General features: G+C 69.7%; 16 protein-coding genes. 7 read left to right on the top strand and 9 right to left on the bottom strand.

Going from position 1 to position 17,003, the window contains the following annotated elements; all coding sequences use genetic code 11:
* Nucleotides 1-43: 43 nt before the first annotated feature.
* The 4 genes from echA20 to E7742_RS22245 are packed head-to-tail and all read left to right on the top strand — an operon-like array spanning nt 44 to nt 3,533.
* The gene (gene echA20, locus E7742_RS22260) at nt 44-805 is read left to right on the top strand and encodes a (7aS)-7a-methyl-1,5-dioxo-2,3,5,6,7,7a-hexahydro-1H-indene-carboxyl-CoA hydrolase (protein WP_137800928.1); all 762 of its coding nucleotides are present in this window, start codon (nt 44-46) and stop codon (nt 803-805) included.
* A gap of 3 nt (nt 806-808) precedes the next feature.
* Nucleotides 809-1,702 carry a cholesterol ring-cleaving hydrolase subunit IpdA gene (gene ipdA, locus E7742_RS22255; protein ID WP_368076933.1) on the top strand — a complete coding sequence of 298 codons (894 nt, stop codon included), beginning with the start codon at nt 809-811 and terminating at the stop codon, nt 1,700-1,702.
* On the top strand, nt 1,699-2,472 hold the full coding sequence (ipdB, locus tag E7742_RS22250) for a cholesterol ring-cleaving hydrolase subunit IpdB (protein WP_137800926.1): 774 nt from the start codon (nt 1,699-1,701) through the stop codon (nt 2,470-2,472). Before ipdA ends, ipdB begins: the two co-directional genes overlap by 4 nt.
* Nucleotides 2,469-3,533: an NAD(P)H-dependent flavin oxidoreductase gene (locus E7742_RS22245; RefSeq protein ID WP_137800925.1), complete on the top strand. Its 1,065-nt coding sequence runs from the start codon at nt 2,469-2,471 to the stop codon at nt 3,531-3,533. Before ipdB ends, E7742_RS22245 begins: the two co-directional genes overlap by 4 nt.
* A 103-nt stretch (nt 3,534-3,636) precedes the next feature.
* Here the strand turns inward: E7742_RS22245 and E7742_RS22240 are convergent, their stop codons facing one another.
* The 5 genes from E7742_RS22240 to E7742_RS22220 all read right to left on the bottom strand — a co-directional run bounded on the left by E7742_RS22240 (nt 3,637) and on the right by E7742_RS22220 (nt 9,376).
* Nucleotides 3,637-5,952, bottom strand: coding sequence for an ATP-binding protein (locus E7742_RS22240; protein WP_137800924.1), 2,316 nt, complete (start codon nt 5,950-5,952; stop codon nt 3,637-3,639).
* A gap of 87 nt (nt 5,953-6,039) precedes the next feature.
* Nucleotides 6,040-6,813: a hypothetical protein gene (locus E7742_RS22235; protein ID WP_137800923.1), complete on the bottom strand. Its 774-nt coding sequence runs from the start codon at nt 6,811-6,813 to the stop codon at nt 6,040-6,042.
* The gene (locus E7742_RS22230) at nt 6,810-7,625 is read right to left on the bottom strand and encodes a hypothetical protein (RefSeq protein WP_137800922.1); all 816 of its coding nucleotides are present in this window, start codon (nt 7,623-7,625) and stop codon (nt 6,810-6,812) included. The genes E7742_RS22235 and E7742_RS22230 overlap by 4 nt, the downstream gene beginning before the upstream one ends.
* Nucleotides 7,626-7,671: 46 nt before the next feature.
* A complete protein-coding gene (locus tag E7742_RS22225; RefSeq protein ID WP_137800921.1) occupies nt 7,672-8,820 on the bottom strand; it encodes a hypothetical protein in 1,149 nt (382 codons plus the stop codon).
* Nucleotides 8,821-9,091: 271 nt separating this feature from the next.
* Nucleotides 9,092-9,376, bottom strand: a complete 285-nt coding sequence (locus tag E7742_RS22220) for a DUF2277 domain-containing protein (RefSeq protein ID WP_137800920.1) — start codon at nt 9,374-9,376, stop codon at nt 9,092-9,094.
* 103 nt (nt 9,377-9,479) lie between these two features.
* On the opposite strand from E7742_RS22220, the gene E7742_RS22215 reads away from it, so the two are divergent.
* The 3 genes from E7742_RS22215 (at nt 9,480) to E7742_RS22205 (ending at nt 12,963) form a co-directional block, all read left to right on the top strand.
* Nucleotides 9,480-10,883 carry a cytochrome P450 gene (locus tag E7742_RS22215; protein WP_137800919.1) on the top strand — a complete coding sequence of 468 codons (1,404 nt, stop codon included), beginning with the start codon at nt 9,480-9,482 and terminating at the stop codon, nt 10,881-10,883.
* A 79-nt stretch (nt 10,884-10,962) separates the two neighbouring features.
* Nucleotides 10,963-12,042 carry an alpha/beta fold hydrolase gene (locus tag E7742_RS22210; protein WP_137800918.1) on the top strand — a complete coding sequence of 360 codons (1,080 nt, stop codon included), beginning with the start codon at nt 10,963-10,965 and terminating at the stop codon, nt 12,040-12,042.
* Nucleotides 12,043-12,195: 153 nt separating this feature from the next.
* The gene (locus E7742_RS22205; protein ID WP_137800917.1) at nt 12,196-12,963 is read left to right on the top strand and encodes a class I SAM-dependent methyltransferase; all 768 of its coding nucleotides are present in this window, start codon (nt 12,196-12,198) and stop codon (nt 12,961-12,963) included.
* Nucleotides 12,964-12,982: 19 nt separating this feature from the next.
* Here E7742_RS22205 and E7742_RS22200 read toward each other — a convergent pair whose 3' ends face one another.
* The 4 genes from E7742_RS22200 to E7742_RS22185 all read right to left on the bottom strand — a co-directional run bounded on the left by E7742_RS22200 (nt 12,983) and on the right by E7742_RS22185 (nt 16,941).
* Nucleotides 12,983-14,137 (bottom strand): acetyl-CoA C-acetyltransferase, encoded by a 1,155-nt coding sequence (locus E7742_RS22200; RefSeq protein ID WP_137800916.1) that lies wholly within the window; start codon nt 14,135-14,137, stop codon nt 12,983-12,985.
* A 19-nt stretch (nt 14,138-14,156) separates the two neighbouring features.
* A complete protein-coding gene (locus E7742_RS22195) occupies nt 14,157-14,780 on the bottom strand; it encodes a TetR/AcrR family transcriptional regulator (protein WP_137800915.1) in 624 nt (207 codons plus the stop codon).
* A gap of 143 nt (nt 14,781-14,923) precedes the next feature.
* A complete protein-coding gene (locus E7742_RS22190) occupies nt 14,924-15,733 on the bottom strand; it encodes an SDR family oxidoreductase (protein ID WP_137800914.1) in 810 nt (269 codons plus the stop codon).
* Nucleotides 15,730-16,941 (bottom strand): acyl-CoA dehydrogenase family protein, encoded by a 1,212-nt coding sequence (locus E7742_RS22185; RefSeq protein WP_137800913.1) that lies wholly within the window; start codon nt 16,939-16,941, stop codon nt 15,730-15,732. The genes E7742_RS22190 and E7742_RS22185 overlap by 4 nt, the downstream gene beginning before the upstream one ends.
* Nucleotides 16,942-17,003 lie beyond the last annotated feature (62 nt).

Genomic DNA, 17,003 nt, shown 5'->3' with positions numbered 1-17,003 from the left:
CAAGCAATCGCTTGGTTCGGTCAACAGACGTAAGGAACATGCCATGGGCATCACCTCGACTTCGGACGGTGCCGGAATCACCACGGTGACCGTCGACTACCCGCCCGTGAACGCCATCCCCTCCAAGGGCTGGTTCGAGTTGGCCGACGCCATCCTCGAAGCGGGCAAGGATCCCAGCACCCACGTGGTGATCCTGCGCGCCGAGGGACGCGGCTTCAACGCCGGCGTCGATATCAAGGAAATGCAGGCCACCGAGGGCCACGGTGCGCTGATCGACGCCAACCGCGGCTGCGCTGCGGCCTTCTCCGCGGTCTACGACTGCGAGGTTCCCGTCGTGGTCGCCGTCAACGGCTTCTGCGTCGGCGGCGGCATCGGCCTGGTCGGCAACGCGGACGTCATCGTCGCGTCCGACGACGCCGTGTTCGGTCTGCCCGAGGTCGACCGCGGCGCTCTCGGGGCGGCCACGCACCTCGCCCGCCTGGTCCCGCAGCACATGATGCGCACGCTGTACTACACGGCCAAGAACGTCGATGCCCAGACGCTGAAGCACTTCGGCTCCGTGTACGACGTGGTGCCGCGCGCCGAGCTCGACGAGTGCGCCCGCAAGGTCGCCGGCGAGATCGCCGCCAAGGACACCCGCGTCATCCGCCGCGCCAAGGAAGCCATCAACCGCATCGACGTGATGGACGTGCACACGAGCTACCGGATCGAGCAGGGCTTCACGTTCGAGCTCAACCTCGCCGGCGTCGCCGACGAGCACCGCGACGAGTTCGTCGCCACCGGCAAGCCGCGTGCGAACAAGTAGGGAGTGAACAACATGCGTGACAAGAGGATGTCGCTCGACGAGGTCGTCGGCGAACTGCGCAGTGGTATGACCATCGGCCTGGGCGGTTGGGGTTCGCGTCGTAAGCCGATGGCTTTCGTCCGCGCGATCCTGCGTTCGGACATCAAGGACTTGACCGTCGTCACCTACGGCGGACCGGATCTGGGCCTGCTTTGCTCGGCCGGCAAGGTCAGGAAGGCCTACTACGGCTTCGTGTCCCTGGACTCGGCCCCGTTCTACGATCCGTGGTTCGCCAAGGCGCGCACGGGCGGCGAGATCGAGGTTCGCGAGATGGACGAGGGCATGGTCAAGTGCGGCCTCGAGGCCGCCGCCGCGCGCCTGCCGTTCCTGCCGATCCGTGCGGGCCTGGGCTCGGACGTCCGCACCTTCTGGGGCGACGAACTGAAGACCGTCACCTCGCCGTACACCGACGCGTCCGGCAAGGCCGAGACGCTCATCGCGATGCCGGCTCTGAACCTGGACGCTTCGTTCGTGCACCTGAACATCGGTGACGCGCACGGCAATGCCGGCTACCAGGGTGTCGACCCGTACTTCGACGACCTGTACTGCATGGCCGCCGAGAAGCGCTACGTCTCCGTCGAGAAGGTCGTCGAGACCGAGCAGCTCGTCAAGGAGGTTCCGCTTCAGCAGCTGATCCTCAACCGCATGATGGTCGACGGTGTCGTCGAGGCACCGGGCGGCGCGCACTTCACCCTCGCCGGCGAGAGCTACGGCCGCGACGAGAAGTTCCAGCGCCACTACGCCGAGGCCGCCAAGACCCCCGAGTCGTGGCAGGCGTTCGTCGACCGGTTCCTGTCCGGATCCGAGGACGACTACCAGGCCGCCGTCAAGAAGTTCGCAGAGGAGCAGCAGGCATGACCTCCACGGAAAACCCCGACACTCGCACTGTGACTCGTGCGGAATACTGCGCGATCGCATGCGCCGAGATCTTCGCCGGCGCGGGCGAGATCATGGCCAGCCCGATGGCGACGCTGCCGCTCATCGGCGCCCGCCTGGCCCGCCTGACCTCCGAGCCCGATCTGCTCATCACCGACGGTGAGGCGCTGATCTTCGCGGACACCCCCGCGGTCGGCAAGAAGGGCGCCATCGAGGGCTGGATGCCGTTCCGCAAGGTGTTCGACGTCGTCGCCGGCGGCCGCCGCCACGTCGTCATGGGCGCCAACCAGATCGATCGCTACGGCAACCAGAACCTGTCGGCCTTCGGCCCGCTGCAGCAGCCGACCCGCCAGATGTTCGGTGTTCGCGGCGCCCCGGGCAACACGATCAACCACGCCACCAGCTACTGGGTGGGCAAGCACTCCGCGCGCGTCTTCGTCGACAAGGTCGACGTCGTCTCGGGTGTCGGCTACGACCGCTTCGACGAGGGCGACCCGGCGTTCCGCTTCCTGCACCTGCACCGCGTCGTCACCAACCTCGGTGTCTTCGACTTCGGTGGCGAGAACCACGCGTTCCGCGCGCTGTCGCTGCACCCCGGTGTCACGGCGGACGACGTCGCGTCCAACACCTCGTTCGAGGTCGAGGGCCTGGATTCGGTGGGCGTCACCCGTGAGCCCACCGCCGAGGAACTGCGCATCATCCGCGAGGTCCTGGATCCGAAGAGCCTGCGCGACCGCGAGGTTTCGCTGTGAGCCAGGTGCTGAAGACGCCGTTCACCGAACTGGTGGGCGTCGAGCACCCGATCGTGCAGACGGGCATGGGCTGGGTGTCCGGTCCGCGCCTGACCGCGGCCACCGCCAACGCGGGCGGCCTCGGCATCCTCGCCTCGGCGACGATGACGTACGAGGAGCTCGAGGCTGCGGTCCTCAAGACCAAGCAGCTGACGGACAAGCCGTTCGGCGTCAACATGCGCGCCGACGCGTCGGACGCCGCCAAGCGCTGCGACCTGCTCATCCGTGAGGGCGTCAAGGTTGCCTCGTTCGCGTTGGCGCCCAAGAAGGACCTGATCGCCAAGCTCAAGGACAACGGCATCGTCGTCATCCCGTCGATCGGTGCGGCCAAGCACGCCGTGAAGGTGGCCTCGTGGGGCGCCGACGCGGTGATCGTGCAGGGCGGTGAGGGCGGTGGTCACACCGGCGGTGTCGCAACCACGCTGCTGCTGCCGTCCGTGCTCGACGCGGTCGACATCCCGGTCGTCGCCGGTGGCGGCTTCTTCGACGGTCGCGGCCTGGCCGCGGCGCTGTCGTACGGCGCGGCCGGTGTCGCGATGGGCACCCGGTTCCTGCTCACGAGCGATTCGGCCGTGCCGGACTCGGTCAAGCAGGAGTACCTCAAGCGCAGCCTCACCGACACCACGGTGTCGGTGAAGGTCGACGGCATGCCGCACCGCGTGCTCAACACCGACCTCGTGAACGCGCTCGAGAAGTCCAGCTACGCAAAGGGCCTCGTGGCAGCGACCAAGAACGCCATGAAGTTCAAGGCGATGACGGGCATGAAGTGGTCCACCCTCGCCAAGGACGGCCTCGCCATGAAGAAGTCCGGCGACCGCACGTGGCAGCAGATCATCATGGCCGCCAACACCCCCATGCTGCTCAAGGCCGGTCTGGTCGAGGGCAACACGGAGGCCGGCGTGCTCGCGTCCGGTCAGGTGGTCGGCATGATCGACGACTTGCCCAGCTGCCAGGAACTGATCGACCGGATCATGGCCGACGCCGTGAAGCGGATCGATGCACTCGGAGACCTTCGGGCCTGACCGGCCGATCTCTCCGCTCGAGGAACCCTGCCCGCGCCACCCGCGCCGGCAGGGTTCCTTCGTTCTATCAGGGGGCGGTGGCTCGTCAGGGGGCGGTGGCTCGTCAGGGGGCTGAGGTTCCGTCCCCGCCCTCGGCCCGCCGGAGCAGCCAGGTGGCGATCTGGGTGCGCGAACCGAAGCCGAGCTTGTCCCGAATGTGCTCGACGTGGCCCTCGACCGTGCGCTGCGAGATCACCAACTTCTCGGCGATCGCCTTGTTCGTCAGGCCCCGCGCCACCAACTCGGCCACCTGTAGTTCGCGGGGCGTCAACGCGTCCTCCGCGGCGGCCGGTTCCGCCGACTCCGGTGGCTGCTCCGCGAGCGCACGCACGATCGCCTCCTCGACACCCAGCGCCCGCCCGCGATCGAACGCGGCTCGGAACCCTTTCTGGCCCAACTGTCGTCGCGACTGGTCGACACATTCGTCGTGGTACGCGACCATGTTCTCGAAGATGGCCATGGGGCTTCCCGTGGCGGTGAACTGTGCATCCGCGGCGCCCATCAACTCCGCCGCGAGTTCGGGACTGCGTCTCGCCGAGGCCCACGCGAGTTCTTCGAAACACCAGGCACACCCGAACTTGTTGCCGAGCTCCCGCAGCAGCGCCAAGGACTCCTCGAGCAACTCCTCCCCACGCGCGCGGCTGCCCTGCCGCCACAGCACGGAGCCGTAGTCCGACATCGCCATCGCGCGCCACATGATCTCGCCCCGCGGTTCGGTGAGGTCGAGCTGCTCCCGGTACACCGCGGCGGCACGGTCGAGATCGCCGACGGCGAACAACGCGCACCCGAGCCAGTACATCGCCGGCACGAGCCGGTGGAAGTCGTGTCTGCTGCGCAACGGTTCCGTCGTCCGCTCGAGATGCTCGATCCCGGCCCGGAGCTCACCCTCGGCGATCAGGACCATGCCGGTGGCGAAGTCCGCGAAGGCCCCGGCGGTGTCGTCGCACAGCTGCGCCGCCAGTCCGCGCGCCTCCGCGGCCAGCGCCGAGCCGGCGCCCGTGTCCTGCTGCAGGGCCGCGAGCAGGCTGTCGGCGACCGCCGCGTCGAGACGATCCGCGACCGACCCGTCGTGCCGCGCCAGCGCCCGATCGAGCCAGTACCGACCCTCGCTGAGACGGCCGCGGGCGATCCAGAAGTCGAGCAGCGCGCTGGTCATCTGCAGTGCGGGATCGGCCGTATCGGCGTCGCGCAACGCCGAGTCCATCGCCTCTCTCACGTCGGCTCGGTCGAGGTCGAACCGATTGGCCCAGTCCACCTGCCGGGAGCTGATCCAGTCCGCCCGACCCCGCAGCACGAGTTGCCGGTACCAGTCCCGGTGCCGACGCTGCAGCGCCGCGCACTCCTCGTCCAGCAGCAGGCCGCGTCCGTAGTCGCGAAGCGTCTCGAGCATCCGGAACCGGACGGAGGCGCCGGCCGCCTCGCGGATGAGGACGGACTTGTCCACGAGCGACGTCACGAGGTCCACCAGATCCTCGTCCGTCGCTTCACCGCCCAGGATCCCCTCGACCGCGTCCAAATCGAAGCTGCCCGCGAAGATCGCCAGGCGTGCCCACAGCCATTGTTCCGACGGCGTGCACAGGTCGTACCCCCAGTCGATGCTCCACTTGAGCGCCTGCTGCCGGTTGGGTGCGGTGCGGCTGCCACGGGTCAGGAACTCGAAGCGGTCGTTGAGCCGCCGCAGGATCTGATCGACCGGCATCGCCCGCAGGCGCGCGGCCGCCAGCTCGATCGGTAGCGGCAGCCCCTCGAGCCGGCGCACGATCTCCCCGACGACCGCACGGTTCGCGTCGGTGACCCGGAAGTCGGGCATCGCGGCCCGCGCCCGCTGCTCGAAGAGCGCCACCGCGTCACCGTCCGTGGTCTCGGGCTGCGCGGCAGACGAGGGTTCGGTCGACACCGCCAGCGGCGGGACCCGCATCACCCGCTCCCCGGGGACGCCCAACGGGGCGCGACTGGTCGCCAGCACGGTCAGACCGGCGCAGTTCCGAAGCAGTTCGGTCACCAGTACCGCGACCGGACCGAGGAGGTGCTCGCAGTTGTCCAGGATCAGCAGCGCGCGGTCGTCCCCCAGATGCTCGATCAGGACCGTACGAGGCGAGCGCACCGAACGGTCCTGGATGCCCAGGGCGGTGAGCACCGTCTGGTCGAGGAGTGCCGGTTCCTGCAGCTCACTGAGATCGACGAACCACGTGCCCCCGGGATATGCGCGTCGAGCCTCGTCGGCGACGTGCAGCGCCAGCCGGGTCTTGCCCACACCGCCGAGCCCGGTCAGCGTCAGCACCCGCGACTCCGACAGCAGGCGGCGCGCCTCGGCGGATTCGAACCGTCGACCGACGAAACTGGTCAGTTCACTGGGGAGGTTTCCCTGCTTGACCGCCATGTGGCACCGCGCCGAATCGTCCTGTGCAGGTGTGCCCGTACCCCGCAAAGTCTACGCGCGCACGGTGTCCCGCCGAGAGCGATGCGCTCAGGCCAGTTCGCTGCCGGCCTCACGGGAGGGTGCCGACCGGGCCGGCAGGCCACCGACGACGTCGAGAGCGTCCGTCCACGCGTCGAGGGTCGGCGTGGAGATGCGGCGGTGATCGAGGACTCCGGGCTGGGCCAGGGCGGAGTCGAACGGCACCTCGACGAAGCCCGCGACGCGGGGCCCGAGGGCGTCTCGGATCGGGCGCAGATCCACGGGCGCCTGGGGCATCTGGTGCGACACGACGACGATCGACTCCCCCAGCACCTGCGGGCCGTACGTCGACATCACCCAGGTGAGAGCCTCGCGCAGCCGACTGAGCGGCTCCGATCGAGCGGGGGCCACCATCACCAGTGCCGCGCCGGACCGGATCAGCGGAGACAGTCTCGGCGAGCGCAGCGCCGTCCCGACGTCGTGGATGCGGGCGCTGTGCCGCGCGGCGAGGAGTTCGTCGACGATCGCCGGGTCCGTGGTTCGGCCGTCACCGCCGCCGACCACCACGACACCGGCACTCGTCAACGCCATGCGGGTCTCGAACTGCCGGATCGTCCGCGCCGGATCGACTGCCCCGAAGCCCGTCCGAGCCAGCAGGTTTCCGCCGTCGCTGGTCGCGTCGATCGCCGAGACCTCGTGACCGGTGCCGAGCCGCAGCGCGGTGGCCAGGCCGTACGCCGTCGTCGTGGTCGCGGCCCCGCCCGAGCCGGCCACGACGACGGCCGACACCCGCGCGGGCTCCGCTACCCGCGGCGGCCGTCGCAGCGGGACGACGTTGCTCACTGCGAGTCCTCCACCTTGGCGACCTTGAACCCGGTCGGTGACGGCGTCACCGTGACTCGTTGACGGATGACCCCGTCCGGTCTCCCCGGCATCCGCAGACCCAGCTCCACCGCGTACACGTTCGGGTCGGGGGTCTCGGTGACCGTGACGCAGTGTCGGCTCCCCGCGGGGACGTCGTCGATCCATCGCTGGATCTCGGGCACCGGACCGGGGGCAACCATGAGGGACGCGACGCGGCCTCCGTCCCGGGCCGCGTAGTACGCGTGATCGAACGCGCGGATGACGCCGGGCCCGTCGGACGTACTGCCCGGCCCGCTGCCGACGCTGCGACCGGCGACGGTCGACTCCGCGCACCATGTGGGTTCCGCGGGCGCCGGCTGTGGGGCCGGCGGGGCGAGGACCGACGACGGGGACGACGACGGGGTCGCCACCGCGGCAGCCGCCCTCGGTGTGCCCTCCGTCGACTCGATCGTGCCGCCGCGGAGGACGACGGCCGTCGCGCACCCGGCGATCGCGACCAGCGCGGCGCCGACCGTGGCGAGCACGAGCGGCTTGCGTTCGCGGGGGCCGGACGGTGCCTGCTTGCCGGAGTCGGGCGCCGACTCGGGGGCGGCCAGCCAGGCCGGGGCATGGTCGAAATCGTCCGGCAACAGCGCGCCGGCACCGGCCGCGGCCGGTTCGGCGGCTGCGACCGGTCGGGGCGCCGCGGCCGGCGGATCGGCCTCGATGGCCTGCGCGGCAGCGTCTTCCGCAGACGGGTCCCGTTCGTAGCGTTCGGTGACGTCCGGGAAGAGAGAATTGTCCGTCGCCATGTGCCCTCCTGCAGGTGGGGTGGGCCCGGACGGGCCCACCCCGGTCTCACGCCTGGATGCCGGTCCCGACGGCGTCGCTGATCATGTTCGACGCGACACCGAGCGACGAATCGGCGAAGAAGGTCGACAGTCCGGCGTCGACCTGCTCGAGGACCCGGTCACCGCCGGGCTGCGCGGACACGAACTCCCGCGCCTGTCGATCGATTCCGGGCGCCGCGGTCACCGTGTCGCGGACCGTCGACGCCGCAGCCGCACCGGCCGGCGTCGACCCCCACTGCGTCAGCGTCTCCTGCGTCTGCGCCGTGATCGCCGGCTTGTCGACGTCCGGGATCGGCAGATCACGCGGTTCGCCGAGATCTCCGGCGCCGATGGCGGTGCCGGCGACCACACCGAGCCCAGCACCTACCGCCCCACCGAGCACGGCCGCGGGAACGCCCGCCGAAGCAGCCCCGACGGCAGTACCGACGGTCGTCACGAAGCCGATGCCTGGGACGAACAGCCCTTCCGCACCGACTCCCAAGGTGACACCCACGTACGTTCCCACAGCGCCGCCGGCCAACGCCGCGAGTCCACCGGCGACCGCAGCACCGGTGACCGCACCCGCGGCACCCATTCCGATCTGCGCCGCCGCCAGTCGATTCGCGCGAGTGGTCTCGATGCCGAGTGACCGCCAGAAGGTCGACACCTGGGCCTCCACGACCGCGGTGGTGTTGTTGGTCCGGGCCAGGTCGCCGTCGGTGATCCAGTTGGGTTGCGGCGCATGGAAAGTGCCCAGTCGTAGCGTCTCGCGCGGCGCGATGATGGGCGCGGTGGGCTCGACGTAGGTCGGCAGGTGGAGGTCGGAGACCTGGACCGGCGCGACGTAGTAGTCGTCGGGCGCGTCGTAGGTGTCGGTGTCGTAGTCGTAGTTCTCGAGCGGCTGGTACTCGATGTTCTGGTACTGCGCCGGCGGTTCGATCCAGTACACCGGCTCCGGCTGCGCGGGCGCCGAGGTGACCCCGCCCTGAGTCGTCGGCGCCGACGTCACACCGCCCTGCGTCGACGGACCGGACGTGACACCGCCCTGCGGCGGCAGCTGGTTCGGTGCGGCCGATGCCGCGCCCGACGCGGCGACGATCACCGCCGCCGCCGCGGACGGCACGATCGCCACCTTCGCCACGGCCCCTGCCGTCCGCTTCCTGTGGTGCCTACCCATCTCTCGAATCCCCCTCGGTGTCCTCGACGAAGTCACGCGAATCGGTCGACAGGGTCGGCGCGGCGGAAGATGCGACAGCCCTTGATGCGAGGCGCGATCGGCTGCGCTCGGCGCACCCACCCCGAGAGCACGTGTGCGCCCGGCGATCCCCCTCGGCACACGTGCTGCCCCCATCACGTGAAACATCCCCCGCCGGCCGATGTCCCCCCGGCCGGTTTCGTGCACAGCGAATATACAGACCGGACGCCCCGACGTCAGCGCGCCCCTGGAGTCACGAACCCGCGGCCGCACCCTTCGCTGCCATCCGCGCCCGCACCTCGGGCCGGCGCAGCGGCGGGACGGTCCGTGGTGGTTGCCGGCGCGGCGGCAACCCTGCGAGCAGCTCCGTCGTCGTGGCCGTCACCTCCGCGACCGCTTTCTCGAAGGCGTCCCGGTTGGCATCGGTGATCTTCTGGATTCCGCTGACCTTGCGGACGTACTGCCGCGCGGCGGCCTCGATCTCCTCGGCGGTGGCGGCCGGCTCGAGTCCACGCAACTCGGTGATGTTTCGGCACATGCTCGAACGGTAGCCCCGTGTCCGCCCGCGCGAAAGGCTGCCACCGGCGGCTGGTACCAGGTACTTTCGGTATCGGATACCGGACGACGACCGCGGGGGCACGATGTATGTCGTAGAGAACGCGACCGAGGCCACTGCCATCCCGCATCCGCCGCGGCGGCTACCCGTGCTCGGTGACGTTCTCGGCGTCTCGCTGCACACCCCGGTCCAGGACTCCATGCGGCTGGGCCGGCAACTGGGTCCGATCTTCGAGCGCCGGGCACTCGGCAACAGGTTCGTGTTCGTCTCGGGCGCCGACATGGTGGCCGAACTGTCCGACGAGACCCGCTTCGCGAAGAACGTCGCGCCCGGGATCGCCGAGTTGCGCGGCATCGGCGGCGACGGCCTGTTCACCGCGTACAACGAGGAACCGAACTGGGCCCGGGCCCACAACCTGCTGCGCCCGGCCTTCACCCAGTCGGCGATGCGCTCGTACCACGACATCATGGTCCGGGTGGTCGGCGAACTCACCGAGCAGTGGGACCGCTGCGCCGGACGCACGCCGGTGGACGTGTCGTCGGACATGACGAAGCTGACCCTCGAGACGATCGGGCGCGCGGGTTTCAGTTACTCGTTCGATTCGTTCCACCGCGCGCGGCCGCACCCGTTCGTCGAGGCGATGGTCCGTGCGTTGACGCACGCGCAACGCCGCACGTTCCGCAACGTGCCGGGAGTATCGAAGTTGTTGTACCGCAAGTCCGACCGCCAGAATCTCGCCGACACCACCTATCTGACGGACGTGGTCGACGAGGTGATTCGCCGGCGCCGTGACAACGCGGAGGACGGGCCCGAGGATCTTCTCGAGATCATGCTGCGCGCGGCCCGCGAGGACGATCCGAACCGTCTCGACGAGGTGAACATCCGCAACCAGGTGGTGACGTTCCTGGTCGCGGGACACGAAACCACTTCCGGCGCACTATCCTTCGCGTTGTACTATCTCGCCCGAAACCCGGAGATCCTGGCCGCCGCGCGTGCCGAGGTCGACGCGGTGTGGGACGGCGGGCCGCCGCCCTTCGAGAAGGTCGCGAAATTGCGGTACGTCCGGCGCGTCCTCGACGAGACGCTGCGGCTGTGGCCGACGGCGCCCGCCTACGCCCGCGAAGCCCGCGGGGACACGGTTCTGGCCGGCCGGTATCCCATGAAGGCCGGGGACTGGGTGCTCGTGCTGATTCCGTCGTTGCACCGCGACCCGGCGTGGGGGCCGGATCCCGAGCGCTTCGACCCGGACCGTTTCGCGCCCGAGCACGTCCGTGGTCGGGCACCGCACGTCTACAAGCCGTTCGGCACCGGTGAGCGAGCCTGCATCGGAAGGCAATTCGCCATCCACGAGGCGGTCCTCGTGTTGGGTACGATCCTGCGCCGCTACGACTTCGCCGCGGACCCCGACTACCAACTGCGCATCCAGGAACGGCTGACGCTCATGCCGGTCGGCTTCACCCTGACGCTGCGACCGCGCCCACGCGGCTGACCGGCCCCACGGCACGCCCGCGGCCACCACTTCGGGCATGATGGTGGGGACGGTAGACATCGCAATGTTGGAGGCCCACATGGGCCCACCCCGCTGCCGCGAGGCACCCGATCCACGCCGCCCGGTCCGCTTCTGCACGACGCCCGCCGGCGCCCGTGTCGCGTACGCCTGCATGGGACAGGGCCCGCCGCTGGTCGTGCCGGCAGCGTGGGTCAGCCACCTGGAACTGCAATGGCAGGACCCGGCCTATCGCGCGTTCTTCGCACCGCTCTCCGCCGTCCGGACGGTGGTGCAGTACGACCGGCTGGGCTGCGGGCTGTCCGATCCCTGGCCCCAGGCGCAGGGGCTGGACTCGGACCTGACGGTGCTGCAGGCCGTCACCGCGCATCTGGAGCTGGAGCGTTTCGACCTTTTGGGCATCTCGCTGGGCGCCCCGGTGTCGATCGCGGCCGCGGCGCGGTTTCCCGAGCGACTCGGCCGGCTCGTCCTGTACGGCGGTTACGCCGACGGGTCGCAGGTCGCCGCGCCGGAGGTGCGCACGGCCATGCTGGGCCTGGTCCGGGCCCACTGGGGCCTGGGGTCGGAACTGCTGGCCGACGTCTTCCTCCCGGACGGCGCCGCCGGAACGAGGGCGCTCTTCACGCGGCTGCAACGCGCGGCGGCATCACCCCGGCTCGCAGCCGACCTGCTCGCGCAGTGCTACGAGATCGACGTGCGTCCGCTGCTCGACCGGGTGGCGGCCCCGACGCTGGTGGTACACCGCCGCGGGGACCGGGCGATTCCCTACCGCGCGGGCCGGGACCTGGCCGCCCGAATTTCCGGAGCGCGGCTGGTGACGTTGCCCGGCGACAGCCATGTCCCGTTCGTGGGCGACGCCGCCGCGATCGTCCGAGCCGTGCTGGAGTTCTTGGAGGACGGGTCGCGCCCCTCCCGGGAGCGGCGACCCGACGGGCCGGCCGAGCTGACCCCGCGGCAACTGCAGGTCGCGGCGCTGGTGGCCGAGGGCATGACCAATCGTCAGATCGGCCGTCGACTGGGTATCGAAGAGCGCTCCGCGGAGGGACACGTCGAACGCATCCGGCTCCGACTCGGTGTCACCTCCCGCGCGCAGGTTGCCGCCTGGTGGGGACGCCGCGGCGACGCCCAGGCACCGGAGTGAGACCCGGGCACCGGATCGCTCCTCCCGATGGAGTGCAGCCAGGTACCGAATTGAGGTACCGGTTGGGGTGATTCCCGCCTGTTCGCCGGCGCGCGGCTCCGCGAGGCTTGTCGGCACGAGCACTCCACCACCCACTCGAAAGGAGCCTCGGCGATGGACAGCAGCCACGACGTGTTGTCGTTCCGACCGGAGGAGCACGCACCGACCACGCCGGAAGGCTTCCGGCCGCATCCGCTCCGCGGACCGTTCAACGCCCTGTTCTTCACCGCACTCGATCGGTACCTCGATCACCTGTTGCGGCCGCACAAGCAATCCCTTTTCGGCAACCTGCCCCCGACCGTCGTCGAGCTGGGGCCCGGTGTGGGCGCCAACCTGCGTTACCTCCGCGCCGGCACCCGGCTGATCGCCGTGGAACCGAACCCGGCCATGCACGAGCGTCTGCGGGCGCGCGCCGCCCGGGCCCACATCGACCTCGAACTGCACACCACCGGCGCCGAGAGCCTCGACCTACCCGACGCGTCCGTGGACGCGGTGCTCTCGAGTCTGGTGCTCTGCACCGTGGCCGACCCTGCCACCGTCGTCGCCGAGGTCCACCGCGTCCTGCGCCCCGGCGGGCGCTACGCGTTCCTCGAACACGTCGCCGCCCCGGACGGCACGGCGCTGCGCCGCCTGCAGCGCGCGTCCCGCCGGCCCTGGGGGTGGACGTTCGAGGGCTGCTCCTGCGAGCGGGACCTGCAGGCCGTCGTCGAGGCCGCCGGCTTCGCCGAGACCGACATCGACGCCTACCGGCTGCGCTCACCGTTCCTGCAGGTCAACACCCAGATCGCCGGCGTCGCCCGCAAGGGCGTCCGACGGCATCCCCGCCTCCACCGAAACGCGAACGCCCTGCCGGTTCACGGGGAACCGGCAGGGCGTTCGTGAGTGGTGAGGACCAGTCGGACTAGTTCTCGATGCGCTCGATGATCGTGACGTTGGCGGTGCCGCCACCCTCGCAGATGGTGAGCAGGCCGTAGCGGCCGCCCGTACGCTCGAGCTCGTTGAGCAGCGTCGCCATCAGCTTGGTACCGGTCGCACCCAGCGGGTGGCCGAGGGCGATCGCGCCGCCGTTGACGTTGACCTTGGCCGGGTCGGCGCCCAGCTCCTTGATCCACGCCAGCACGACCGGCGCGAAGGCCTCGTTGATCTCGACCAGGTCGATGTCGTCGAGGGTCAGACCGGTCTTCTCCAGCGCGTGCTGGGTCGCCGGGATCGGCGCGCTCAGCATGAAGATCGGGTCGTCGCCGCGGGCGCTCATGTGGTGGATGCGGGCGCGCGGCTTCAGGCCGTACTTCTGCACGGCCTCCTCCGAGGCGAGCAGCAGCGCGCTCGAACCGTCGGAGATCTGGCTGGCGACGGCAGCGGTCAGGCGACCACCCTCGACCAGCACCTTGAGGCTCGCCATCTTCTCGAGGCTGGTCTCGCGCGGGCCCTCGTCGGTGGTCACGTCACCGAAGGGGACGATCTCGTTCTCGAAGCGTCCCTCGGCGATCGCGGCCTTGGCCCGCTCGTGGCTCTGCAGAGCCCACTTCTCGAGCTCCTCGCGGCTGATGTCCCACTTGTCGGCGATCATCTCGGCGCCGCGGAACTGCGACACCTCCTCGTCGCCGTAGCGGTCGGTCCAACCCTTGGACTCGGCGGTGGGGGTGCTGAAGCCGTACTGCTCGCCGACGATCATGGCGGCCGAGATCGGGATCTGGCTCATGTTCTGGACGCCGCCGGCGATGATCAGGTCGGCGGTGCCGGCCAGGATGGCCTGCGCGCCGAACTGGATGGCCTGCTGGCTCGAACCGCACTGGCGGTCGACCGTCACGCCCGGCACATGCTGCGGCAGGCCCGCGGCCAGCCACGACAGGCGCGCGATGTTGCCGGCCTGGCCGCCGATCGCGTCGACACAGCCGAACACGACGTCGTCGACGTCCGACGGGTCGATGCCGGTGCGCTCGACGAGCGCCTTGATGATGTGCGCGCCCAGGTCGATCGGGTGAACGGGGGCCAGGCCACCGTTCTTCTTGCCGATCGGGGTGCGGATGGCGTCGACGATGTAAACCTCGGGCATGAACAGCTCCTGGGTCGGATTACTTGTGGGAGTCGGGGCTGGCGAGCCCGTCGAGAACGATGGAGAGGTACTGCTTGGCAACGGCTTCGGCGGTCATCGGGCCGCCCGGCCGGTACCAGCGCACGGCCACCCAGACCGTGTCGCGCATGAAACGGAAAACAATCTCGATGTCGAGATCCTTCCGGAAGCTGCCGTCGGCGACCCCGGCCTCGAGCACCCCGACCCACAGGTCGCGGAACTCCTGGTTACGCTCGGCCAGGTACGCGAACCGCTCGTTCGCGGCGAGATGCTTGACCTCGTCCTGGTAGATCGCGACCGCGCTGTGCGAGGCGTCGATGGCCTCGAACGACGCGACCACCAGCGCCTCGAAGGTCTCGCGCGAGCCCATGCCCGCCCCGACGATCTCGCGGTAGCGCCCGAACAGGTCGTCCTGGAACCCGCGGAGGATCTCGTCGACCATCGACTCCTTGGAGTCGAAGTGGTGATAGAGGCTGCCGGACAGGATGCCCGCCGCGTCGGCGATGTCGCGCACGGTGGTGGCTCGGAGGCCACGTGCGGCGAACAGGCCCGCAGCGAGTTCGAGGAGTTCGGCGCGACGCCCGGACTTGTTCGAAGACTCGTCGGCGTCTCGGGGGGGAGTCATGCCGGATATCCTACCAACCAAGCGATTGCTAGGTCACCGCCGTATTTCGCCCAGTGGGCACTTCCCCGCGGCGACCGAATGCCGCATCGGTTCAGTCCAGCTGCACCGATGTGACATTCGGTCACCGTGAACACGGGCGCAGCCTACGCGCGCTGGCTCGAGACCGAGACGATCTCGCCGGTCATGTAGGTGGTGTAGTCGCTCGCGAGCATCGCGATGACCGACGCGATCTCCCACACCTCGGCCGCGCGACCGTAGGCCTCACGCGATGCCAGGCTGTCGAGCAGCTCGTCGCTGGTGACCTTCGCCAGGAACGGATGCTTGGCGATGGACGGCGAGACCGCGTTGATGCGGACGCCGAACTCGGCGGCCTCGATCGCGGAGCAACGGGTGAGCGCCATGACGCCGGCCTTCGCGGCCGCGTAGTGCGACTGCGAGTGCTGTGCACGCCAGCCGAGGACGGAGGCGTTGTTGACGATGACGCCACCGTGCGGCGCGTCCTTGAAGTAGCGCAGCGCGGCGCGGGTCGCGCGGAACGTGCTCGTCAGCGTGATGTCGACGACCCGGTCCCACTGCTCGTCGGTCATGTCGACGATCGGCGTCTCGCCGCCCAGACCGGCGTTGTTGACGAGAACGTCGATGCGGCCGAGCTTCTCGGCGGCGCCGGCGATGAGCGCGTCGACCTGCTCGGTGCTCGAGACGTCACACACGAACGACTCGACCTGCTGGTTGCCGAACTCGGCCGAGAGCTTCTCGACGGTCTCGCCGAGCCGACGCTCGTGGAAGTCCGACACCAGGACGTCGGCGCCCTCGAGCAGCGCACGGCGTGCGGTCGAGAAGCCGATGCCGGTGCCGGCCGCAGCGGTCACGACGATCTTCTTGCCCTTGAGCAGATCGTGGCCCGCGACCTCTTCGGGCGCGACGGCGAGCGGGGACTTGATGGTGGCGGTCACGGGCGTGCCTCTCGGGGAAGGCCGAGCACACGCTCGGCGATGATGTTGCGCTGGATCTCGTTGGATCCGCCGTAGATGGTGTCGGCCCGGGTGAACAACCACAGGCGCTGCAGGTCGTTGAGCTCTTCACCGGGCTCGGTGTTCTCCACACCGACCAGCGAGGCCGCACCCTGGACCTCCATGGCGAGCTCGCCCAGGCCGCGGTGCCAGTTGGCCCACAACAGCTTCGCAACCGACGCCTCGCCGCCGTTGGCGCTGGCGTCGACGCTCGCGAGCGTGCGCAGCGCGTGGGCACGGATGACCTGCAGGCTCATCCAGGCGCGGGAGATCTTGTTGCGGATCGCGGGATCCTTGGCGGCGCCGTTGCGCTCGGCCAGGTCGACGATCGACTCGAGCTCACGGGCGAAACCGATCTGCTGGCCCAGGGTCGAGACACCACGCTCGAAGGTGAGCGTGCCCATCGCGGTGCCCCAGCCGTTGCCCTCGCCGCCGACGACCAGGTCCGCGTCGGTGCGGGCGTCGTCGAAGAACACCTCGTTGAACTCGGAGGTCCCGGTGAGCTGGATGATCGGGCGAACCTCGACACCCTCCTGGTTCATGGGAACCAGCAGGTACGACAGGCCCTTGTGGCGCGACGAGCCCGGCTCGGTGCGCGCGACGACGAAGCACCAGTCGGCCAGGTGCGCGAGCGACGTCCAGACCTTCTGGCCGTTGACGACCCACTGGTCGCCGTCGCGGCGCGCGGTGGTCGACACGTTCGCGAGGTCGGACCCGGCGCCCGGCTCGGAGTAGCCCTGGCACCACAGTTCGGTGACGGTCTTGATGCCCGGCAGGAAGCGCTGCTTCTGCTCCTCGGTGCCGAAGGCGATGAGCGTCGGTCCCAGCAGTTCCTCACCGATATGGCTCACGCGCGCCGGCGCATTCGCGCGCGCGTATTCCTGATGGAAGATGATCTGCTGGCTCAGCGTCGCTTCGCGGCCGCCGTACTCCTTGGGCCACCCGAGGCAGGTCCAGCCGGCGGCAGCCAGGTGACGGTCCCACTCGAGTCGTTCCTCGAACGCCTCGTGTTCACGTCCCGGGCCGCCCAGACCCTTCAGCTCGGCAAACTTCCCGGAGAGGTTCTCTTCGAGCCAATCACGAATTTCCTTCGCAAAGGCCGCGTCGGCGGCCGTGTTCTCGCTGGTCGCACTTCCCTGGCTAACGTCCACAGCGATACGGTACCCTACCAAGCACTTGCTTTGTATAGAGGTTCAGCCTCGCCCTAGGAGAG

It is taken from the genome of Rhodococcus sp. SGAir0479, from assembly GCF_005484805.1.
In the GTDB taxonomy this organism is placed as follows: domain Bacteria; phylum Actinomycetota; class Actinomycetes; order Mycobacteriales; family Mycobacteriaceae; genus Prescottella.
This window is presented reverse-complemented; position numbering and strand designations above follow the sequence as displayed.